18 protein-coding genes and 1 tRNA gene are annotated in these 20,905 nt (G+C 70.9%); 11 read left to right on the top strand and 8 right to left on the bottom strand.

The annotated features are described in order from the left end of the window. Window position 1 precedes the first annotated feature (1 nt). Window positions 2-1,957 (top strand): ABC transporter ATP-binding protein, encoded by a 1,956-nt coding sequence (locus TAE01_RS14325; protein ID WP_246111365.1) that lies wholly within the window; start codon window positions 2-4, stop codon window positions 1,955-1,957. On the opposite strand, the gene TAE01_RS14320 is transcribed toward TAE01_RS14325, so the two are convergent. The 5 genes from TAE01_RS14320 to TAE01_RS14300 all read right to left on the bottom strand — a co-directional run bounded on the left by TAE01_RS14320 (window position 1,935) and on the right by TAE01_RS14300 (window position 5,144). Continuing rightward, window positions 1,935-2,927 (bottom strand): phosphoenolpyruvate carboxykinase (ATP), encoded by a 993-nt coding sequence (locus tag TAE01_RS14320; RefSeq protein WP_147067500.1) that lies wholly within the window; start codon window positions 2,925-2,927, stop codon window positions 1,935-1,937. The genes TAE01_RS14325 and TAE01_RS14320 overlap by 23 nt on opposite strands. Then, window positions 2,924-3,361, bottom strand: coding sequence for a lasso peptide biosynthesis B2 protein (locus tag TAE01_RS14315; RefSeq protein ID WP_147067499.1), 438 nt, complete (start codon window positions 3,359-3,361; stop codon window positions 2,924-2,926). Before TAE01_RS14315 ends, TAE01_RS14320 begins: the two co-directional genes overlap by 4 nt. Beyond that, window positions 3,358-4,548, bottom strand: a complete 1,191-nt coding sequence (locus TAE01_RS14310; protein ID WP_147067498.1) for an asparagine synthase-related protein — start codon at window positions 4,546-4,548, stop codon at window positions 3,358-3,360. Before TAE01_RS14310 ends, TAE01_RS14315 begins: the two co-directional genes overlap by 4 nt. A 101-nt stretch (window positions 4,549-4,649) precedes the next feature. Further along, the gene (locus tag TAE01_RS14305; RefSeq protein ID WP_147067497.1) at window positions 4,650-4,781 is read right to left on the bottom strand and encodes a lasso RiPP family leader peptide-containing protein; all 132 of its coding nucleotides are present in this window, start codon (window positions 4,779-4,781) and stop codon (window positions 4,650-4,652) included. Window positions 4,782-4,913: 132 nt separating this feature from the next. Beyond that, window positions 4,914-5,144, bottom strand: a complete 231-nt coding sequence (locus TAE01_RS14300; RefSeq protein WP_222594136.1) for a PqqD family protein — start codon at window positions 5,142-5,144, stop codon at window positions 4,914-4,916. Window positions 5,145-5,313: 169 nt separating this feature from the next. Between TAE01_RS14300 and TAE01_RS14295 the strand changes: the two genes are divergently transcribed. The 4 genes from TAE01_RS14295 to TAE01_RS14280 all read left to right on the top strand — a co-directional run bounded on the left by TAE01_RS14295 (window position 5,314) and on the right by TAE01_RS14280 (window position 11,879). Continuing rightward, window positions 5,314-6,438: a nucleotidyltransferase family protein gene (locus tag TAE01_RS14295; protein ID WP_186815215.1), complete on the top strand. Its 1,125-nt coding sequence runs from the start codon at window positions 5,314-5,316 to the stop codon at window positions 6,436-6,438. 166 nt (window positions 6,439-6,604) lie between these two features. After that, window positions 6,605-10,282, top strand: coding sequence for a transcription-repair coupling factor (gene mfd, locus TAE01_RS14290; protein ID WP_147067494.1), 3,678 nt, complete (start codon window positions 6,605-6,607; stop codon window positions 10,280-10,282). Window positions 10,283-10,315: 33 nt separating this feature from the next. Then, window positions 10,316-10,879: a hypothetical protein gene (locus tag TAE01_RS14285; protein ID WP_147067493.1), complete on the top strand. Its 564-nt coding sequence runs from the start codon at window positions 10,316-10,318 to the stop codon at window positions 10,877-10,879. A gap of 19 nt (window positions 10,880-10,898) precedes the next feature. Then, on the top strand, window positions 10,899-11,879 hold the full coding sequence (locus TAE01_RS14280; RefSeq protein ID WP_147067492.1) for a nucleoside triphosphate pyrophosphohydrolase: 981 nt from the start codon (window positions 10,899-10,901) through the stop codon (window positions 11,877-11,879). Window positions 11,880-11,957: 78 nt separating this feature from the next. Here the strand turns inward: TAE01_RS14280 and TAE01_RS14275 are convergent, their stop codons facing one another. Then, entirely contained in the window at window positions 11,958-13,397 is a 1,440-nt protein-coding gene (locus tag TAE01_RS14275; RefSeq protein WP_246111363.1) for a sugar transferase, read from the bottom strand. Window positions 13,398-13,822: 425 nt separating this feature from the next. On the opposite strand from TAE01_RS14275, the gene eno reads away from it, so the two are divergent. From eno to TAE01_RS14255, 4 genes are read left to right on the top strand one after another with little or no spacing between them, the layout of a single operon-like run. Next, window positions 13,823-15,124: a phosphopyruvate hydratase gene (gene eno, locus TAE01_RS14270; RefSeq protein WP_147067490.1), complete on the top strand. Its 1,302-nt coding sequence runs from the start codon at window positions 13,823-13,825 to the stop codon at window positions 15,122-15,124. Between the two features lie 4 nt (window positions 15,125-15,128). Further along, on the top strand, window positions 15,129-15,944 hold the full coding sequence (locus tag TAE01_RS14265; RefSeq protein ID WP_147067489.1) for an FtsB family cell division protein: 816 nt from the start codon (window positions 15,129-15,131) through the stop codon (window positions 15,942-15,944). A gap of 37 nt (window positions 15,945-15,981) precedes the next feature. After that, window positions 15,982-16,593, top strand: a complete 612-nt coding sequence (locus TAE01_RS14260) for a DUF501 domain-containing protein (protein WP_147067488.1) — start codon at window positions 15,982-15,984, stop codon at window positions 16,591-16,593. Next, entirely contained in the window at window positions 16,590-17,591 is a 1,002-nt protein-coding gene (locus TAE01_RS14255) for a Ppx/GppA phosphatase family protein (RefSeq protein ID WP_147067487.1), read from the top strand. Before TAE01_RS14260 ends, TAE01_RS14255 begins: the two co-directional genes overlap by 4 nt. A gap of 3 nt (window positions 17,592-17,594) precedes the next feature. On the opposite strand, the gene mptB is transcribed toward TAE01_RS14255, so the two are convergent. Next, window positions 17,595-19,190 carry a polyprenol phosphomannose-dependent alpha 1,6 mannosyltransferase MptB gene (gene mptB / locus TAE01_RS14250; RefSeq protein ID WP_147067486.1) on the bottom strand — a complete coding sequence of 532 codons (1,596 nt, stop codon included), beginning with the start codon at window positions 19,188-19,190 and terminating at the stop codon, window positions 17,595-17,597. A gap of 189 nt (window positions 19,191-19,379) precedes the next feature. Next, window positions 19,380-19,454 (bottom strand) — tRNA-Leu (locus TAE01_RS14245). A 188-nt stretch (window positions 19,455-19,642) separates the two neighbouring features. Between TAE01_RS14245 and TAE01_RS14240 the strand changes: the two genes are divergently transcribed. Both TAE01_RS14240 and TAE01_RS14235 read left to right on the top strand, forming a co-directional pair. Further along, entirely contained in the window at window positions 19,643-20,527 is an 885-nt protein-coding gene (locus TAE01_RS14240; RefSeq protein WP_147067485.1) for a Bax inhibitor-1/YccA family protein, read from the top strand. A gap of 5 nt (window positions 20,528-20,532) precedes the next feature. Continuing rightward, window positions 20,533-20,847 (top strand): hypothetical protein, encoded by a 315-nt coding sequence (locus tag TAE01_RS14235; protein WP_246111361.1) that lies wholly within the window; start codon window positions 20,533-20,535, stop codon window positions 20,845-20,847. The last annotated feature ends 58 nt before the right edge of the window (window positions 20,848-20,905 follow it).

Genomic DNA, 20,905 nt, shown 5'->3' with positions numbered 1-20,905 from the left:
GGTGCCTGAGGCGTCCGCCGAACGGGTCTCCGGTCGCCGCGGGGGACCGCGCGACGCCGATGCCGACGAGGGCAGGGAGCCGAACGACCGCGCCTCGACGAGGATGCGGGGAGAGCCGCTGCTCGACCACATGGAACTGCAGATCGAGGCCGTGCGTCAGCGACGGACCTGGGGTCGGCTCGTGTCCATCGTCACGCGCAGCCTGAGGCTCGCGTGGAGCGCCGACCGTGGGCTCTTCCTCGTCACCGCCGCCATCCAGCTCGTCGCCGCAGCTCTCGTCGCGGTCCAGGTACTCGCTGTCAAATGGGTGCTCGACGCCCTCCTCGGGATCCAGTCCGGGGGATCGGTGTCCGCGGCCGTCGGCCCGGTGCTGCTCCTGGCCGGCACTATGGCTGTGTCCAGTGTGTCCTCGGCCGTCCTACCGCAGCTCCAGCGACTTCAGGGCGAGGTCGTGGCGCGCCGCACCCGATCGGACATCCTGCGGGTCGCGAGCCAGGTCGACCTCCTCGCGTTCGAGACCCCGTCGTTCTACGACCGGCTCCAGCGTGTCCAGCTCAACGCCGTCACTCGGCCACTGAGTGTCTGCCAAGGGCTGGTGGGGCTGATCGGCAGCATCGTCGGGTCGGTGGGCCTGGCCGTGGTCATCGCCTCGATCCACCCGGTTCTCCTCCCGCTGCTGCTGCTGTCGGGCGTACCGGTCCAGCTGGCCTCCCGGCGCTCGAGCCGCCTCGAGTTCGCTTTTGCCGTCGATCAGGTGCCCAGGCTGCGGTTGCGGGAGTACCTGATGGGCGTTCAGGTCGGGCGCACGGAGGCGAACGAGGTCCGTGCGTACGGCATCGCGGAGGAATTGCACCATCGCTTCGACCAGGTCTACGGAGACTACGTCGACGCCCTGCGTCGGCATGTCCGGCGCAAGAGCCTGCTCTCGCTCGTCAGTTCCGTCGTCTCGTCGATCGTCCTTGCGGGGACACTCATCATCGTCGTCTGGCTGGTCAGCGTCGGAAAGGTCGGGCTGGCCGAGGCGGGGGCCGCCCTTGTCGCCGTGCGACTCCTGGCGGGGCAGCTGACGACGATCGCCTCGAGCAGCCAGCTCGTCTTCGAGTCGGGTCTGTTCCTCGATGACCTGGACCACTTCCTCGCGCTCGCCGTGCAGCCGGCTGCAGAGGACCGCGTCGTGGTGGACGGGCCGTTCCAGACGCTACGCATCGAGGACGTCGGCTTCGTGTACCCGGGCTCACGCCAGCCCGCCCTGAGTGGCGTGTCCCTGGAGATCAAGCAGGGCGACGTGGTGGCCCTCGTGGGAGAGAACGGGTCGGGAAAGTCGACCCTCGCGAAGGTCGTGGCCGGTCTCTACCCGGCGACGTCCGGACGCGTCGTGCGCGACGAGGTCGACCTTCGCGACCTGGACCGCGCGTCCATGCTGACGCAGACGGCCGTCATCTTCCAGGACTTCCTCCGGTACCAGCTGCCGGCCGGGGACAACATCGCCCTCGGTCGGGCAGACGAACCGGCGACGGACGAGCGCATCATGGCGGCCGCCGCCACCGTCGGCGTCGACGAGGCACTTCGCCGGCTGCCCGACGGCCTGGCCACGATCCTCAGCAAGAGCTTCGTCGGTGGCCAGGAGCTCTCGCTGGGGCAGTGGCAGCGAGTGGCGCTCGCGCGCGCGCTCTACCGGGACGCGCCGTTCGTGATCCTCGACGAGCCGTCCGCCTCGCTCGATCCCAGGGCAGAACACGAGCTCTTCGTGTCGCTCCGGTCGATGCTGCGCGGACGCACGGCGCTCTACATCTCCCACCGCATGTCGACGGTGCGTGAGGCGGACCGGATCGTGGTCCTCCACGAGGGCCGGGTCGTCGAGTCCGGGTCCCACGAGGAGCTCATCGAACTGGGTGGGCGGTACGCGGAACTGTTCCGGCTCCAGGCGTCTGCCTTCATCGAGCCGACTCGCGGCTGAGGTCTGGGTCGGCGACTCGTCCGGACGCCCCGACGAGGCTGGCGAGAGCGCGGCCGGTCCCGGTCGGGAACGGGGGCCCCCACGGCACGTCGCCGAGATAGACCGGGACGGTCGCGACCAGCCACGCCAGGTGATCGAACTGCTCGCCCTGCATGACAGGGTCGACGACGCCCACGACACGGGGGAATCGGATCAGCGTGAGCAGAGCCGACTTCGCGTCGAGGAGTGTCACGGAGACCTCGGCGAGGTCGCGCCGGGGTCGGGGAATGACGAGCGCGGCGAGCTCGAGGTCCTCCTCGGTGGCGGTGGGCAGCTGGAGTGCGCTGCGCTCGTCTGCCGTCGACCGTGCGGAGACGTCCTGACCGAGCGTGTCCACGAGGTCGTCGGCCAAGGCACCTGCAGCGCTGCGAAGCCGGAGCTCGGTGGCCCCGAGCGCGCACCGCGGCAGGCCGTCCCGTGGTGTGAGGCGGAGGACGTCGTCCGTGATGACCCGTCCGCCATCGGCGCACATCAGCGCGGCCATCGTCGACTTGCCCATCCCGGAGTGACCGACGAAGCCGATGGCGTGGCCGCCGACCTGTACGGCGCTCGCGTGCAGCACGCAGTCGCCGCGAAGCAGCAGGACGAACGACAGCACGGTCCCCAAGGCGATGACCGCACCCATCTCGGGCGGCACGTCCTGCGCCATGTGCATGGTGATACGACCGAGGGAGGCGTCGATGACGAAGTCGCAGGTCCGGGCGAAGCGCAGGAGGTATCCGCCGTCGTCGGTTCGGACGTACGTGGCGTGGACCTCGTCGCTGATGGGCCGGTGGACGACCACGACTCCGGGGGGCCGGTCAGACGTCGCTGCGATGGGGGCGCCCAGCACGAACTGGACGTCGACGGGCCCTCGGGGGGCCGGACGCGCCACGTGCAGGGGAAACGGCGCTGCGACGGTGAGCCCGTACAGGCTCGCCACGTGAGTCATGCCGGACGGATCCTCTCCACGATGCCGAAGTCCACGAAGCCCGGGTCGTGGGTTCTGCCCTCGATCTCGATCCAGGCATGAGCCCGCACCTCGCCTTCGACCTTGGTCACGCCGATGCGCAGCACGGGGTGCAGGCGCCTGAGGAGGCAGCCCGCGACGAGTGCCCGGCGCAGACACGTGTCTCCGAAGCGCCAGTGCCGCATCACGCGCTCGGTCGCCGCCAGGCGGCGCTTCGCGCACGCTGGCAGGTCGACCCGCGTGTCGGGATCGGTTGGCGCGAGGGGCTCGGTGGACAGCGGGACCCCCAGCCACGCCGCCAACTCCGGTAGGCGCACGACTCTGACGCCGACCTCCACGAGGCAGGCGATGGCCAGCGCCGCGGCCGCGTCGCGTGCCCGGCGGAGTCCTTCCGCAGCCCGGACGCCAGCCGTCATGACCCGGTCCGCTCGGTGGTGTGTCCGAGCCACGCAGCGTGCAGAAGCGTCGTGCTCAGGGCGGAAGGAAAGTCCGAGAGCCACTCCGAGCGGAGTCGTCCCGGGTCGACCATGTCAGTGTCGACGCCGGATCCGTCCCAGGTTCGCGCAAAGCCCCGCGCGCCCGCGCCGACAAAGGCACGGTTGAAGTACGCCTTGGACGTCCGGGCGAGGATCTCGTCCGGCAGCAGGTCGTGACAGAGATGGCGCATGGCCTCGGTCCTCGACGCGTAGCCCCACGTGCCCGCGGCCGCCGCGAGGGCGTGGACGAACTGTGGCGCGAGCAGCGGTTGGACGAGGTCCAGACCGTACTCCGAGGCGAGCCGGGCGTAGTTGTGCGCGGACACGGCGGACGCCCGGCGGCGCAGGAGCCAGCGGATCGACGCAGAAGCGTCGATGGGCTCGGAAGCCGCGTCGGTCGCCAACAGCTGATGGTGCACTCGAAGGATCTCGCTGCGCACCCAGGGTTGGAAGCTATCGCGCTCGAGGCGCGTGCGGATCCTCCAGCGACGAACGACCTCAGGTGCGAGCGCTGTTGCCGCTGAACGGGATTCCGCCAAGGTGGGGCGCCGTCCGCGGTCACGCACGTGGCGTACGCGCGCGACCCGACGGTCCCCGAACACCTCGTCGCCGCCCTCTCCGGTGAGGAAGGACCCCCCACCGATCTCCGCGAGCACCCGGGTCTTGAGGTGGAGCGCTGCCGGCCAAAGCAGCCCGCGGCGTGCCAGGCTTGCTCGCGCTCCTGGGCCGAGCAGGTCATGCGTCTCGTCGAGCTCGATCGTGTGCCATTCGCGAAGCTTGAGATGATCGACCACCAGGTGCTGCCACCGCGCCTCGTCTGCCTCGGGGAGGCCCGGGTAGCGCTCGGTGACCGGCACCGGGTCCGGCACCCCGTGTCGCCGCGCGAGGTGGGTGGCCACGGCCAGCACCGCAGAGGAGTCCCGACCCCCGGAGAAGGCCACGTAGCAGGGCCCCGCCAGGATCGGGCGGAGCAGGATCGCCTCCAGGGCCTGCCGCGGTGTCTCGCGTGCACGGCCCCGGCCCCGCAGCGGGTCCTGGACCTGCCCGTGGACCCAGCTGGTCGCAACCTCGAACGCCGTCAGACGGTAGTACTCGTGGCGCGACCCCACGGTGGTCGGTGAACTCATCGTCCTGCTCTCCTCGGCCGGATGCGCCACGGCGTCGAGCAGGGGCGCGGAAGGAAGCGCGGGGGCCCGCCGGTCGGCGCGGCCCCCGCGCGTACCACGTGTCAGGACCCGAAAAGTCCCCCGATGATCGGGATCTGCGAGAGGGCGTCCTGTCCGGGCTGGAACAGGTCTCCCATCGTCAGGTCGACGACGGAACCCACGTCCGTCAGCGATGGCGACTCGTAGTTCTCCATTGGTCTTCACCTCCTCCCGACCGACTTGTCCATGAGGGACATCCCCTGACCGTCACCACCGCGGTGTCGGCTCAGCCGTACATCGATGTCCCTGGCCGCGCGGTGAGCGCGCCCAGCCTGTGATGTCTTGCGTCAGGCGAGCAGACGGCGTTCCTGCAGCACCCTCAGGAACGAGTCGGTATCAGCTCGCGCGCGCTCGACGTCGAGGTCGTAGCGCTCTGCGAGCGCTCGCGCCAAGTCATCCCGGTCCTGATCCGACGTCAGGCGCTGGAGCAGAAAGGAGCCCGAGCCGTTCGTCGTCAGGTATCGCGACGAATCGAGATCGAGGAGGATGATCTCTCCATCGACCTCGCGCCAGACCAACCCCTCTTGACGTAATCGCATGTTCCCCCCAGAACGTCGTCGTTGGCCGAAGCGTAGAACGGAACGGTCGGGTCCATGGATGCTTTCGCGAGATCGGGTGCCCGCCGTTTCGGACGTTCGCACCCACGCTGCTGGGTATCCTGCGACAGCAGCGTCGGGGAGGCGGGAGATGAGCGATCAGGACCAGGGCATCGTCCAGCTGCTGGTCGACAGCGTGGAGAGGCCGCATGCCCACAAGCCCGTGGACTGGTCCGCCGTCGACCCAGACCGCCTCCTCCTGTCGGCGATGCTCAACAGCTGCGCACCGGCCCTCTACCTCCGGGTCCGCGACGACCCGTCGGCGCCGGACGCCCTCGTTCGCCGACTCCAGCTCGCCTACTCCGACCAGGTGCGCCGGCACATGATGACCCTGGGAGAGCTGGGGCTGGTGACGTCCGTTCTCGACCGGTCCGGCATCGACTCCCTGGTGCTGAAGGGCCCCGTTCTCTCGGAGCGCGTCTGGCCCCGCAGCGACATGCGCCAGTACGGTGACCTCGACCTGCTCATCGACGGTCGGCGCCTCGGTGAAGCGCTGAAGGTGCTCATCGCGGCCGGGGCCACACTCGTGGACCGGAACTGGCTCCTGATCCGGCGGCAGATGCGAGCCGAGCTCTCACTCAGGCTTCCGCACGGGACCCGCCTCGACCTGCACTGGAACGTCGTCAACGAGCCAGACCTGCGCCGCGCCTTTCGATTCCCCACGGCAACCCTTCTCGAACGGTCGGTTCCCGCCGGGCTGGAGGGAATTCCGGCTCGCACCCTCGACCCCGTCGACACGGTGCTCCACCTCGCCTACCACCTCGTGCACTCCGGAGGGCACCGCCTCGTCTGGGCCAAGGATTTCGACCTCGCGTTGCGACGGCCCGGGGTGGACCGCGAGCTCCTTGCGGCGCGGGCACGCCTCGGCGGGACGGAACTGGCGCTCGCCGCCGCGGAGGTCCGTTCACGGGCACTCCGTGCGGACCCCACGGGCGTCGGCATCCCTTCGGCATGGACCTGGCTCGTTCGCGCCGTGGACCGTCTACGACCCGTCCCGTTGCTCCCCGACACCCGCTTCTCCGGGCAGATCGCGTTCCTCAACACTCGCGACACGACGCTGGCCAGCGTCGTGGCCCTGGCCAGGGACGCCTTTCGAAGCCGACCCGCTCGTGACTACGCCGAGCCGAACCTGCTGCACGAGTCCCATGAGGACGGACCTGCGCGTGAGGCGTACCTCGCAGCCGTGCGGGAGTCCTCTGAGCCGGGGGTGGTGTGAGGAGCCGTCCCCGGCCTCACAACACCCGCCTCGAGCCCGGTCGGACAGGCGCCCGCACACGCGCCGGTGTCGCGTGAGCCGGCTCCGCAACAGGCCTTAGAGTGGGCTGGGCCCCTCCGCCCCCGGGATGGGCTCTTCGCGTTGTCCGAAACCGTTGGGACCCTTGATGAACCCTGCCGCCCCTCCCGCCGACAGACCGAACCTGACCCCGGTGCTCGACGCGTGGCGCAGGACATCGGACGTGCAGGCAGTGCTTGCCGAGGTGGGCCGATCGCGCCTGGTCGACGTGTCGGGAAGCGATGGCACCCGGCCCTTCCTCGTGGCGGCGCTCGCGGAGCAGGTTGCCCCGACCGGGAGCCCCGTCGTCGCGGTCACGGCCACGACGCGGGAGGCCGAGGACCTCGCCGACGCCCTTGCGGCCGTCCTGGGTGGCGACGGCGTCGCCGTCTTCCCGTCGTGGGAGACGCTGCCGCACGAGCGCCTCTCGCCCCGTAGCGACACGGTCGGTCGTCGCCTGGCCGTGCTGCGACGGCTCGCCCACCCCGACCCCGGCGACCCGGCATACGGCCCCTTGTCAGTGGTCGTGGCGCCGGTACGCGCGATCCTCCAACCGCTGACCAAGGGTCTCGGCGAGCTCGTGCCCGTCGCGCTGCGCGCGGGCGACGAGCGACCCCTCGAGGACGTCGTCGACGCGCTGGTCGCCGCCGCCTACACGCGCACCGACCTCGTCGAGCGGCGCGGCGAGTTCGCCGTGCGCGGCGGCATCCTCGACGTGTTCCCGCCCACCGAGGAGCACCCCGTCCGCATCGAGTTCTGGGGCGACACCGTCGAGGAGGTGCGCTGGTTCAAGGTCGCCGACCAACGATCCCTCGAGATCGCAGACCACGGGCTGTGGGCCCCCCCGTGCCGCGAGCTGCTGCTCACCGACGACGTGCGCGCCCGGGCCCGGGCGCTCGCCGACCAGCTGCCCGGCGTGTCAGAGATGCTCTCCAAGGTAGCCGAGGGGATCGCTGTGGAAGGCATGGAGTCGCTCGCCCCGGCGCTCGTCGAGGGCATGGAGTCCGTGCTCGACGTCCTGCCCGAGCACTGCGTCGTCCTGCTCGCCGACCCCGAGCGCATACGCCGGCGCGCGCACGACCTCGTCGCGACGAGTGCGGAGTTCCTCGAGGCCAGCTGGGCCAATGCCGCCGCCGGCAACGAGGTGCCTGTCGACCTCCAGTCCCTGTTGGGGAGCGCCTCCTACTGGTCGCTCGCCGAGGTGCGTGCACGTGCCGAACGTCTCGCGCTGCCCTGGTGGACGATGACGCCCTTCGTCGCCGACGCCGAGCTCGTCAGCGAGGATGACGACGTCGACCAGCGCCTCGCCGTGCGCACGAGCGACCCCGAGGCCTTCCGTGGTGACACCGAGCGCGCCGTCGAGCACCTGCGCGAGCGTGTCCGAGACGGCTGGGTCGTGGCCGTCGTCACCGAGGGGCCCGGTCTCGCCAAGCGCGTTGGCGAGGTGCTGCGCGACAACGAGGTGCCGGTTCGTGCGCTCGGCCCGGACGACCGTGATCCCCTCGAGGCCGGTTTCGTCAGCGTGACGTGTGCGCCGCTCGGTCGCGGATTCGTCCACGAGGCGTCGCGCCTCGAGGTCCTCACCGAGACCGACCTGACCGGCCAGCCGGGCAGCGGCACGTCCACCAAGGACATGCGCCGTATGCCGTCACGCCGCCGAAACCAGGTCGACCCCCTCCAGCTGCGCCCAGGCGACCACGTCGTCCACGAGCAGCACGGTGTCGGCCGCTTCGTCGAGATGATGCAGCGCACCGTCGCCGGCGCGACCCGCGAGTACCTCGTCATCGAGTACGCGCCGAGCAAGCGGGGCCAGCCGGGCGACCGTCTCTTCGTCCCCACCGACCAGCTCGACCAGGTGACCAAGTACGTCGGCGGCGAGGAACCCTCCCTCAACAAGATGGGCGGCTCCGACTGGAGCAAGACGAAGTCGCGCGCCAAGCGCTACGTCAAGCAGATCGCCGCCGACCTCATCCGTCTCTACAGCGCCCGCCAGGCCACGAAGGGCCACGCGTTCGCGCCCGACACCCCGTGGCAGCGCGAGCTCGAGGACGCCTTCGGCTACGTCGAGACACCCGACCAGCTGGTCAGCATCGACGAGGTCAAGGCCGACATGGAGAAGCAGGTCCCGATGGACCGCCTCATCTGCGGTGACGTCGGCTACGGCAAGACCGAGATCGCGGTGCGCGCGGCCTTCAAGGCGATCCAGGACGGCAAGCAGGTGGCCGTCCTCGTGCCCACGACGCTGCTCGTCAGCCAGCACCAGCAGACCTTCTCCGACCGCTACGCGCAGTTCCCGGTCAAGGTCGCCTCGCTGTCGCGGTTCCAGAGCGACAAGGAGGCCAAGGAGGTCATGGCCGGGATGGCCGACGGCACCCTCGACCTCGTCATCGGCACGCACCGGCTGCTCGCCAAGGACGTGAAGTTCAGGGACCTCGGTCTCGTCATCATCGACGAGGAGCAGCGCTTCGGCGTCGAGCACAAGGAGCTGCTCAAGACCATGCGCACGGCCGTCGACGTCCTGTCGATGTCGGCCACGCCCATCCCGCGCACGCTCGAGATGGCCGTCACCGGCATCCGTGAGATGTCCACCCTCGCAACGCCGCCCGAGGAACGTCACCCGGTCCTCACCTTCGTCGGGGCCTACGACGAGAAGCAGATCACGGCCGCGGTCCGGCGCGAGCTGCTGCGCGAGGGTCAGGTCTTCTTCGTGCACAACAAGGTGAGCAGCATCGAGAGGGCGGCCGCCCGGCTGCGCGAGCTCGTCCCCGAGGCGCGCATCGCCACGGCGCACGGCCAGATGGGCGAGCACAAGCTCGAGCAGGTCGTCGAGGACTTCTGGGAGAAGCGCTTCGACGTGCTCGTCTGCACGACGATCGTCGAGACCGGCCTCGACATCTCCAACGCCAACACCCTCATCGTCGAGCGCTCCGACGTGCTCGGCCTCTCCCAGCTGCACCAGCTGCGTGGCCGCGTCGGTCGCGGGCGGGAGCGGGCCTACGCCTACTTCCTCTACCCGCCCGAGAAGCCGATGACCGAGACGGCGCACGACCGCCTGCGCACCATCGCGAGCAACACCGACCTCGGGTCGGGCATGGCCGTGGCCATGAAGGACCTCGAGATCCGCGGCGCCGGCAACCTCCTCGGCGGCGAGCAGTCGGGCCACATCCAGGGTGTCGGTTTCGACCTCTACGTCCGGCTCATCGGGGAGGCCGTGGCCGACTTCCGCGGCGACGCCGTCGACCTGCCGGCCGAGATCAAGATCGAGCTGCCCGTCGACGCGCACCTGCCGCACGACTACGTGCCGGGGGAGCGGCTGCGCCTCGAGGCCTACAAGAAGCTCGCGACCGTCGAGACGTTCGAGGCCGTCGACGAGATCGAGGCGGAGCTGCGCGACCGCTACGGCGCGCCGCCGAAGCCGGTCGAGAACCTCCTCGAGGTCGCCCGGCTGCGGGTCGTGGCCCGAGCCGCCCGCATCGGCGACATCGGCGTCCAGGGCAAGGTCGTCCGGTTCGGACCGGTCAAGGAGCTGCGCGAGAGCCAGCAGCTCCGCCTCATGCGCCTCTACCCCGGCACGCTCGTCAAGGAGGCCCTCGGCACGATCCTCGTGCCCGCCCCGATGACGGCGCGGGTCGGCGGCAAGCCGCTGCGCGACGTCGAGGTGCTGACGTGGGCGAGGCAGCTGATCCAAGCCGTCCTGCTCGACGACATCGCTGCCGCGTCCGCCTCGATGTCCGCCTCGGCGGCCGCATCGTCGGGTGCGGCCAGGTCCGCCGCGGGAGCACCGTAGGATGTCAGACGCATCCGCCAGAGGAGGAAATTCGTGAAGGCTTGGTCTGCTCATCCCGCGAAGCGTGCGGCCGTCGTCGGCGTCGTGGCGCTCGGTGCCGTCTCGCTGCTCGGCGGGTGCGGTTTCGAGACGCGCCAGCAGGCCGCCGCCGTCGTCAACGGCACGGTCATCCACGAGTCCGACGTCCGCGAGACGTTCGACCAGCTCAAGGCGGCCAAGCTCGACTTCGCCGAGAACATCGTCGTCACGGCCCTCGTCGCGGCGCCGCTGCTCAAGGACGCCGTCTCCGCCTCGGGTAGCTGGAAGCCCGACGAGACCTACGCCTCGGTCATCTCCTCGATCCCCGGTGCCACCGACACGACGAAGGAGTTCGTCGAGGCGGTCGCGCTCATCCAGTCCCAGAAGATGACGCCCGCCGACGTCGCCGCCTACCGCGCCGACCTCAAGAAGGCGAACATCTCGGTCAACCCCAAGTACGGCTCGATCGTGCAGTCCGACCAGGGCCCCGTCTACTTCACGCTCGGCCAGCAGACCCCCAACTGGGTCAAGCCGGGCGCCAACCCCGCCCCGGCCGCCACGCCGACCCCCGCGCAGTAGTCCTGCGCCCCTCGCCGTCGTGACCGCCCGCGTCGTCCTGCTCGTCACGACCCCACGCATCGCCCCCGGCCTGCTGACCCGTGAGGCCTGGAGCACCCTCGAACGGGCGGATGCCGTGTGGGGCCGTCCCGACGAGCCGCTCGTCGCCGCCCTGGTCGAGTCCGGGATCGAGGTCGTGCCCCGCGAGGAGGGTCACCCGGCCGACCTCGCGCGCGACCTCGTCACCGCTTCGGCTGTCCGCGACGTCGTGTGGGTCGGGTCCTCCGACGGCGACCCCGGGCTGAGCGACGCGGTCGCGGTCGAGGTGACCCGCCTGCCCGAGCCGCCCGACGTCGAGCTGCTCATCGGCTCCTACGACGTGCCCGGAGCCCGGCTGCTCGACGTCGTGGCCGTCATGGACCGTCTCCGCTCGCCCGGAGGCTGCCCCTGGGACGCCGAGCAGACGCACGCCTCCCTCGTCCCGTACTTGCTCGAGGAGGCGCACGAGGCCATCGAGGCGATCGAGAGCGGCGACCCCGAGCACATGCAGGAGGAGCTCGGCGACCTCCTGCTCCAGATCGTCTTCCACTCCCGCGTCGCGCAGGAGCACCCGAGCGAGCCGTTCGGCATCGACGACGTCGCCGGCGGCCTCGTCGACAAGCTCGTCCGGCGCCACCCGCACGTCTTCTCCGACATCGAGGCCGACACCCCGGACGCCGTCGAGGCCAACTGGGAGACGATCAAGGCCGCCGAGAAGCAGCACCGGACCCACCCGCTCGAGGGGGTCCCGACCTCGCTGCCGGCGCTGGCCCGGGCCGAGAAGTACGTCTCGCGGCTGCACCGGGCCGGGCGCGACGACCTCGTCGAGACGGCCGTGGCCGCCGACGGTCTCGGCGCCCGGCTGCTCGACCTCGTGCGCCGGGCGCGGGCCGAGGGCGTCGACGCCGAGGCAGCCCTGCGCGAGACCCTACGGCAGCTCGAGGCCGCCAGCGCATCGGGTGAACTGACGCCGGACGCCTGAGCCGGCACGACGGCCCCCGCGACTGCGGTGAGCAGCCGACCGGGATCGACCTTCCTGAAGCTTCGTCGCTCTCAGGCTTCAGTACGCACCGTGAGAGGCGAAGACGGCGTGCACGGTCCGGGCGAGGATGCTGAGATCCTGCACGATCGACCAGTTGTCGACGTAGTAGAGGTCCAGGCGGACGGTGTCATCCCACGACAGGTCGCTGCGACCGGACACCTGCCAGAGGCCGGTCAGTCCCGGACGCACGTGAAGGCGACGTTGGACGTCGATCTCGTAGCGACGAACCTCGGCCGGCAAGGCTGGTCGCGGACCGACGAGGCTCATGTCCCCGTTGATGACATTCATCAGCTGGGGCAGCTCATCGATCGAGAACCGTCGCATGACTGCGCCGACGCGCGTGATTCGAGGGTCGTTCTGGGCCTTGAAGAGCACGCCCTCCGCGTTCTTGTTGAGGTGGCCGATGCTCGAGAGGCGCGCCTCGGCGTCCACGACCATGCTGCGGAACTTGAGGCACTCGAAGAGCTGACCGTCCCGGCCGACGCGGGTCTGGCGGAAGAGCGCCGGACCACCGTCCTGGAGCTTGGTGAGCAGCGCGAAGACGAGCATCACGGGTGACGCGAGCAGCAGGGCGATGCTGGCACCGACGAGGTCGAAGGCGCGCTTCAGGCCTCGCGAGGCGGCAAGGCTCTGGGGAGGCTCGACGTGGACCAAGGGGAGGCCGCCGACCGGACGCATCGCCATCCGGCCCGACGAGATGTCGCTCAGGCTGGGGACGACCGCCATCTGGACGTCATGACCCTCGAGGTCCCAGGCGATCCGTCGGAAGTCGACCGGGGATGGGAACGCGCCCTCGGCGAACAGCACGAGATCGGCCTCTGAGGCGAGCGCGTTGGGCGCGGTCTCGTTCGTGAAGCCGATGACCGGCACACCCCCAGGGGTTTCGGTGGCCGTCGCGGACGTCGGCACCAGGGCTCCGATGATCTGGAAGCCCAGCCACTTCTCGCGGCGCAGCACGGTGGCGACCTCGTCGATCCGCTCCTCAGAACCGGAGATGAGGACCTTCGTGAGCAGGTGTCCCCGGTGGTGCAGGACGTGGACGATGCGGCGGGCAGACCACCGCCACAGCAGGAGCATGGGTACGCCGATGAGGAACATCAGGACGAAGAAGATCCGAGAGAGCTCGAACTTCGTCAGGTAGCTGCTGATGCCGATGGCCCCTGCTGTCAGTCCCGCCGCGCTGAGCACGCGCGCGTACTCCACGGTGCCGACTCCGACGTGGGCCCGCGCGTAGGTGCCACGCACGACATTGGCGAGCACCCACGCGATGACGATCCACGGGCCCACCGAAACCGCAATGGAGTTGATGTCGTTGGTCACCGGGATGATGGGGACGTCGAACCGCTGGGCGGCGGCAAGAAGCGTCGCCGTCGCGATGATGAACACGTCGCCCGCTGCGATCGCGAGCTGGAGCAGGCGCTCCCCCCGCGCCCGGTCCGTCGTTCCTCGTGCATCCACTCGTGCACTCAGGTCCAGGAGAATCATCCCCGGCTGACCCACGGCTTGCCCCATGACAGCACCAACCCCCTTGGCGTCGTAACTCACCCATGAATTGCCACCCCCCCGGATGACTACTTCGGAGTATGTCCGTCCGGGTCAAGCGCGGGTAAGGAATGAGTAAAGACCATGTCTGTTTGGCGTTGTATGGGTCGACTTGGGATGCAATGTCTCAGGGGATTTCAGGTTCACGACCTCGCGCCATCCACGATTCGGGCCACAGCCGGGTCGCTGAAGGCTGGCGCCCCGGGCAGCGACTAGGCTTCGACCGTATCGGGCGTCGTGCGCACCGCTCGGAGGTCAGGCTCCCCGGGTGCACTGCCCCCCACCGGAGCATCCACGCGTAACCGCGCCGGATGTCGAAGCGAACCCTCACAGGAGTGTCAGTGGCCAGCATTGAGGAGATTGGCGCCCGCGAGATCTTGGACTCGCGCGGCAACCCCACCGTCGAAGTCGAGATCCGCCTCGACGACGGGACGTTCGCTCGCGCGGCCGTGCCGTCCGGCGCCTCGACCGGGGCCTTCGAGGCCTCCGAGCGCCGCGACGGCGACAAGGGTCGCTACCTCGGCAAGGGCGTCGAGCAGGCGGTCGACGCGGTCATCGAGGAGATCAACCCGCGCCTCGTCGGGTTCGACGCGAGCGAGCAGCGGCTCATCGACGCCGAGATGATGGCGCTCGACGGGTCGGCCAACAAGGAGAACCTCGGCGCCAACGCCATCCTGGGCGTCTCGCTGGCCGTCGCGCACGCCGCGGCCGAGTCGGCCGGTCTGCCGCTCTTCCGCTACGTCGGCGGCCCCAACGCGCACGTCCTGCCGGTCCCGATGATGAACATCCTCAACGGTGGGTCGCACGCCGACTCCAACGTCGACATCCAGGAGTTCATGATCGCGCCCGTCGGCGCACCGACCTTCCGCGAGGCCGTCCGCTGGGGCGCCGAGGTCTACCACGCCCTGAAGAAGGTCCTGAGCGAGCGTGGCCTCGCCACCGGCCTCGGCGACGAGGGCGGTTTCGCTCCCAACCTCGAGTCCAACCGCGCCGCGCTCGACCTCATCCTCGAGGCGATCAAGGCCGCCGGCTACGAGCCCGGTCGCGACATTGCCCTCGCGCTCGACGTCGCGGCGTCCGAGTTCTTCGAGGACGGCTCCTACGCCTTCGAGGGCGCCAGCAAGTCGGCCGAGGAGATGGTCGCCTACTACGCCGAGCTCGTCGACGCCTACCCGCTCGTCTCCATCGAGGACCCCCTCAACGAGGAGGACTGGGACGGCTGGAAGGCCATGACCGACCTGCTCGGCGACAAGGTGCAGATCGTCGGCGACGACCTGTTCGTCACCAACCCCGAGCGGCTGGGGCGCGGCATCTCCACCGGCACCGCCAACGCCCTGCTCGTCAAGGTCAACCAGATCGGGACGCTCACCGAGACCCTCGACGCGGTCACGCTCGCGCAGACCAACGGCTACCGCTGCATGATGAGCCACCGGTCCGGTGAGACCGAGGACGTCACGATCGCCGACCTCGCCGTCGCCACCAACTGCGGCCAGATCAAGACCGGCGCCCCGGCCCGCTCCGAGCGCGTCGCGAAGTACAACCAGCTCCTGCGCATCGAGGAGGAGCTCGACGACGCCGCCGTCTACGCCGGCACGGGCGCCTTCCCGCGCTTCGACGCGAGCCGCTTCGGCGCCGAGGGCTGAGCTCATGGCCGACCGCACGCCGTCCCGCCCGGGCCGCCCGTCGTCGACGGGTCGCCCGGGCGGCGGCGCGCGGCCGGGTGCCCGCCCGACCTCGCGCCCCGCGTCGGGGTCCGGGTCCGGGGCGGGCTCGACGTCGACGCCCAGCGCGACGTCGGCACCCAAGCCGAGCCCCAAGCCGAGCTCCACGTCGGGTTCGACGGCGAAGGGTCCCGGCACCGGGTCCTCGACGTCCGCCGGCCGCTCGTCCTCCGCACGCACCAGCAGCCGCGCCGGATCCGGGCGTTCGTCCGCGACCCGACCGGGACGGTCGCGTCCCGGCGCGGCCCGGACGAGCCGGCCGGGAGCGGGCAAGGAGCGACCCGCGCTCGCCGCCCGCCCGCGCACGCCCCAGGCCGCGCCGCCGTCGGCCTCGACGGCGTGGGTCCGTGGCGCCATCCTGCTCGGCATCGTCGTCATGCTCGCCGTGACGATCGTGCCGACCCTGCGCTCGCTCGTGCAGCAGCGCGGCGACACTGCGGCGATGCAGGAGAAGGTCGCCGAGCAGCAGCAGAGCGTGCAACAGCTCGAACGCCAGGCCGCGCTGTGGAAGGACCCCGCCTACATCGAGGTCCAGGCGCGCGAACGCCTCAAGTTCGTCCGGGTCGGCGACCGCGCCTACACCGTCATCGACCCGTCGGCCGACCGGGCCGCCACCCCGGCCACCGCGCGCCCCGCCGTGGCCGCACCCCTGGCCAACGCCGCGTCACCCTGGTACGGCAAGGTGTGGCAGTCGGTGCAGATCGCCGACCGACCCGCGGCCGGGGTCACCAGCACCAAGTGACCGCGGTCGCCCCGTCAGACCGAGAAGTGAGCACCGCGTGAGCAACCCCGACCGTCCTTCCCAGCCGCCCGTCGAGCCCGCCGACCTCGACGCCGTCGAGCGCCAGCTCGGGCGACGTCCCCGCGGCGTGGCCGCCGTGGCGCACCGGTGCCCGTGCGGCGAGCCGGACGTGCTGCGCACCGAGCCCCGTCTGCCCGACGGCACGCCCTTCCCGACGACGTACTACGCGACGTGCCCGCGGCTCACCGGCGCGGTGAGCACGCTCGAGACGGCCGGGGTCATGAAGGAGATGACCGAGCGCCTCGGTCGTGACGAGCAGCTCGCTGCCGCCTACGCCAAGGCCCACGAGCACTACCTCGCACAGCGCGCCGAGCTCGGCGCGGTCCCGGAGATCGAGGGCGTCTCGGCGGGTGGCATGCCGACCCGCGTCAAGTGCCTGCACGTCCTCGTCGGTCACTCGCTCGCCGCCGGACCCGGGGTCAACCCGCTCGGTGACGAGGCGCTCGCCATGCTGGGCGACTGGTGGAAGCCGACGTCGTGCGCGGCCGTCCACGCCGCCGAGGACGCCACGACGGCGCTCGCGCAGGACACCGCGCAGGACACCGCGCAGCACACCGAGCAGGACACCGCGGACGGGGTCGACCGATGACGACCCCCGTGAGCACCGCTGGCAGCACGGGGGAGCCCCTGCGCGTCGGCGCCATCGACTGCGGCACGAACTCGATCCGCCTCCTCGTCGCCGACGTCGACCCCGCGTCCGGCGCGCTCACCGACGTCCTGCGCCGCATGGAGATCGTCCGCCTCGGCCACGGTGTCGACCGCACCGGCGTCATCGCGCCCGAGTCGATGGAGCGCACCCTCGCCGTCACGCGGGAGTATGCCGCCGCGTGCCGTGAGCTCGGCGCCACCCGGGTGCGTTTCGTCGCCACCTCCGCCTCGCGCGACGCGCGCAACGCCGCGGACTTCATCGAGGGCGTGCGGGCGGCCTTCGCCGAGCACTTCGGCTCGGAGGTCTCACCCGAGGTCGTCTCGGGTGACGAGGAGGCCGCGCTGTCGTTCGCCGGGGCCACGGGCGGCCTCGCCGCCCGAGGGGTCTGCGGGCCGTACCTCGTCGTCGACCTCGGCGGCGGTTCGACCGAGCTGGTTCGCGGCACCGACCACGTCGAGGCCGCCCGCTCCGTCGACATCGGCTGCGTCCGGATGACCGAGCGCCACCTCGTCGGCGACCCGCCGACCGACGCCGAGATCGCAGCGGCGACCCGCGACATCGACGCGGCGCTCGACGTGGCCGAGTCCTTCGTGCCCCTCGAGGGAGTCGCGACGCTCGTCGGTCTGGCCGGCAGCGTCACGACGATCACGGCGCACCTGCTGCGCCTGCCGGCATACGACCCCGAACGGGTGCACCTGGCCCGCTCGGCCCCCGCGGACATGGTCGTCGCCTGCGACGAGCTGCTCGCGATGCCACGGGCGCAGCGCGCCGAGCTGCCCTACGTGCACCCGGGCCGGGTCGACGTCATCGGCGCGGGCGCGCTCGTCTGGCGCCGCGTCGTCGAGCGGGTCGTCGACCGTGCCGGCGTCACCGAGGTCGTCACGTCGGAGCACGACATCCTCGACGGGATCGCGCTGAGCGCGGCCCGCCGCGCCTGACCCTCAGGTCCGGGGGAGCGCAGCGGCGAGCACGGGCTCGTCGGACTGCTCGTGCACCCGTCGGCGGTTGGCGCGCCACCGCGCGATCATCCAGAGGGCGGCCGAGACGCCGAGGGCCCACGTGCCGTTGGAGACCGTCGCGTCGACGACGCCGTAGGTGACGAAGAAGAGCGTCACGAAGACGACGGCGCGCACGTGCTTGGCCGACAGGCGGACCGCCGCGAGCAGCAGGCCACCCCACAGGAGGTACCACGGGTGGATGACCGGACCCGAGGCGCACAGCACGAGCAGGGCTCCGGCCGTGGCGAGCACCGGGTTTCGGGGCGCCACTCGCCAGACGATCCAGGCGATGCCGGCGAGACCGGCGAGCAGTCCGATGGACTGGGCGATCGGGACCGGCGCCGACGTGACGCTCTCGGGCATGCCGGCGACCCGGAGCAGCCACTCGACGACGCTGCCGACGAAGGTCGGCGGCGAGAGCATCGAGCGCAACGAGACCGGCACGGAGAGGTTGGGGATCCAGCCCCAGCCGAGACCGGACACGGCCGTGATCGCCGTGAAGGTCGCGGCCGTGACCCCGCCGTAGACGAGGCCGTGGCGGACCATCGCGCGCAGTCGCGCCGGTGCACCGGGTGCGAGGTCGCCCTGCGCCTGCAGGGCCATGCCGACGACGCCGATGAGCGCGAGGACCGCGGTCTGCTTGTAGGCCGCAGCGGCGGCGATCGTCATCGCGGAGGTGACGAACTGGCCGCGGCTGGCCAGCAGCAGCGCGAAGGTCACGAGCGCGACCATGACCGCGTCACCGTGGGCCCCGCCGACGAAGTGCATGATGACGAGCGGGTTGAGCACGCCCAGCCACAGCGCGTGACGTCCGCTGACGCCGTAGCGCTCGGCGAGGCGGGGCAGCGCGTAGGCGAGCAGACCGACGGCGAGCAGCGCGGGCACGCGCATGGCGAGGGCCGAGAGGTAGGCGTTCTCGGGGAAGATGCTGACGACGAGGTGCTGCACCTGGAGCGCGAGCGGACCGTACGGCGCGGGCGTGTCGACCCACATGGGGTCGACCTGGTCGGCGAACGGACCCGGCACCCAGAACGGGCCGACAGCATACGGGTCCATGTTGCGCAGCACGATCTGGCCCTGCGCGGCGTAGCTGTAGGCGTCGCGGCTGAAGAGCGGCGGCGCGAGCATGATCGGCAGGCTCCACAGGAGCCAAGCCAGCGACGGCGCCTTGCGACCGTGCACCGGACGCATCCGCAGCCACGCGTCGACGAGCAGGGCCATGCCGACCGCGAGCAGGATCGTCGTGAGCACCCGACCCGCGCCCGTGCCGAGCCACTCGAGGCCGAAGCGCTCGATGAGGGGCGAGGCGGGGTGCTCGAAGGTGTCGGCGGGCAGGAAGGCCGGGCTGATCGAGCCGGCGGCCACGAGGGTCGTGCCGAGCGTGCCTCGCCGGACCATCGGGTCGGCCCACGTGCGGCGCAGCGCGTCGGCGAGGCGCTCGCCGAAGGCTGCGACACGGGCGTCGACGGGCCACGCGGTCAGCAGGGACGTGCGTGCGGAGCCGGTCGACGTCGCGTCGGCGACTCGATGCTCCAGCACCCGCTGCTCCTTCGTCTGGTGAGGGGTCGGCGCCAGACGGCGCGCACGATCCAGAAGGAGCGCGTAGGCAGCCCCTGGACCACGGTCTCGCCGGCCATTCTAGGCGGAGCGGCGCGGCGCCTGCCGCGCCTCGCCAAGGCGTGAGCAGGGCGTTACCGAACCGTGCCCGGAGGGCTGGCTCCCCTGACGTACCCCCGGAGGGACTCGAACCCTCACCGTTGGCGATTTTAAGTCGCCTGCCTCTGCCGGTTGGGCCACGGGGGCGGGGTCCCCAGTATGCCGTCCCGGCGGTCGGCTCGGTCGACCCCGTGCCGGGCGCCGGCCTCGGTGTCGTGCGTGCTCGGATCCGGCGCGCGGGAACCTTCTGGTGGGGTGCGTTCGCTTACCCTTGGGGACAGTCGTCACGCCCAGTCGCGGGTCGTGGCACCCAGTGCTTTTAGGAGCGCACTCACATGGCAGGTGGAAACCCGGTCTTCGACCGGCTCAACAAGCAGATCGAGAAGGAGCGCTACGCCGGCTTCGGCTCGCCCCAGGGCAGTCCGCATCAGCAGGCGCAGCACGGCACCCAGGCTGCCTCGACCGGCTACGCGACCCAGGACGCGATGACGGCTCGGCAGCTCAACGAGATGTACGCGCAGCCGCCGGCCGGGCCGGCCGACACCGGGCGCGTCACCGTCGACGACGTCGTCATCAAGAGCCTCACGCTGTTCGTCGTCACGGTCGCCGTGGCCGGCGTCTCGTGGTTCTGGACGGCCGCCAACACCGACATGACGCTGCCGTTCTGGCTCGGCGGCATGTTCGGCACGCTGATCCTCGGCTTCGTCATCGCCTTCATGAAGAAGGTGTCGGTGCCGCTGCTCATGGTCTACGCCGTGCTGCAGGGTGCCTTCCTCGGCGCCTTCAGCCAGTACATCGCGTCGATCCCGAAGTACGACGGCGTCGTGCAGATGGCGGTCCTCGCGACGCTCTGCGTCTTCGTCGCGATGTACGTCGGCTACGCCACGGGCTTCGTCAAGGTCAACGACAAGACCCGCCGGATGTTCTTCTTCGCCATCGTCGGCTACGGCCTCTTCTCCCTGCTGCAGGTCGTGCTCCTCATGACCGGCGTCATCAGCGGCTGGGGCTTCGGCGGCAGCGGCGGCCTCGGCATCGTCCTGTCGGTCCTCGGTGTCGGCCTCGCGTCGTACTCCCTGGCCATCGACTTCGACACGATCGACAACGCCGTGCGGGTCGGCGCCCCGAAGAAGTACTCGTGGCTGCTCGCGCACGGCCTCATCGTCTCGATCGTCTGGCTCTACATCGAGTTCGTCCGTCTCTTCGCGCGCCTGCGCGACTGACGGCCATGGCATCTCCACGCGTGGGTTCGCCGACCCCGCAGGAGGTGTCCGACGAGCTCCGGCGCGTGGTCGAGCGGTGGCACCAGCTGCCGCTCGACCACGCGCTTTCGCGTATGCCGTCCGTCCGGGTCCTCGTCCAGTCGCTCGCCGACCGGGTGGCCGGGGAGCGTGGGGTCCCGGTCCGGCCGGTCCCGGACCTCGGGCCAGCCGCCGTCATGGACCAGCTGGCGGTCATGGTGTTCGAGCTGTTCCGGTCCCGGCCGACCACGGACCCGGCCGGCGTCGCCGACGAGCTGGCCGGCATACGCAGGCTCCTCTGACCCGACCGAGCGCCCCCAACCACGTCGAGTGGGCACTTCCCCGCGGGGGAAGTGCCCC

The organism is Terrabacter aerolatus (genome assembly GCF_007991735.1).
GTDB classification, from domain to species: Bacteria; Actinomycetota; Actinomycetes; order Actinomycetales; family Dermatophilaceae; genus Terrabacter; species Terrabacter aerolatus.
The sequence above is the reverse complement of the archived record's forward strand: the minus strand, read 5'-3'. Positions and strand labels throughout refer to the sequence as shown.

Excerpts from the sequence above, each read along its gene's own strand:
- TAE01_RS14320 (WP_147067500.1), bottom strand. The coding sequence starts at position 2,927 with ATGACTCACGTGGCGAGCCTGTACGGGCTCACCGTCGCAGCGCCGTTT.
- TAE01_RS14315 (WP_147067499.1), bottom strand. The coding sequence starts at position 3,361 with ATGACGGCTGGCGTCCGGGCTGCGGAAGGACTCCGCCGGGCACGCGAC.
- TAE01_RS14310 (WP_147067498.1), bottom strand. The coding sequence starts at position 4,548 with ATGAGTTCACCGACCACCGTGGGGTCGCGCCACGAGTACTACCGTCTG.
- TAE01_RS14305 (WP_147067497.1), bottom strand. The coding sequence starts at position 4,781 with ATGGAGAACTACGAGTCGCCATCGCTGACGGACGTGGGTTCCGTCGTC.
- TAE01_RS14295 (WP_186815215.1), top strand. The coding sequence starts at position 5,314 with ATGAGCGATCAGGACCAGGGCATCGTCCAGCTGCTGGTCGACAGCGTG.
- mfd (WP_147067494.1), top strand. The coding sequence starts at position 6,605 with ATGAACCCTGCCGCCCCTCCCGCCGACAGACCGAACCTGACCCCGGTG.
- TAE01_RS14265 (WP_147067489.1), top strand. The coding sequence starts at position 15,129 with ATGGCCGACCGCACGCCGTCCCGCCCGGGCCGCCCGTCGTCGACGGGT.
- TAE01_RS14255 (WP_147067487.1), top strand. The coding sequence starts at position 16,590 with ATGACGACCCCCGTGAGCACCGCTGGCAGCACGGGGGAGCCCCTGCGC.
- TAE01_RS14240 (WP_147067485.1), top strand. The coding sequence starts at position 19,643 with ATGGCAGGTGGAAACCCGGTCTTCGACCGGCTCAACAAGCAGATCGAG.
- TAE01_RS14235 (WP_246111361.1), top strand. The coding sequence starts at position 20,533 with ATGGCATCTCCACGCGTGGGTTCGCCGACCCCGCAGGAGGTGTCCGAC.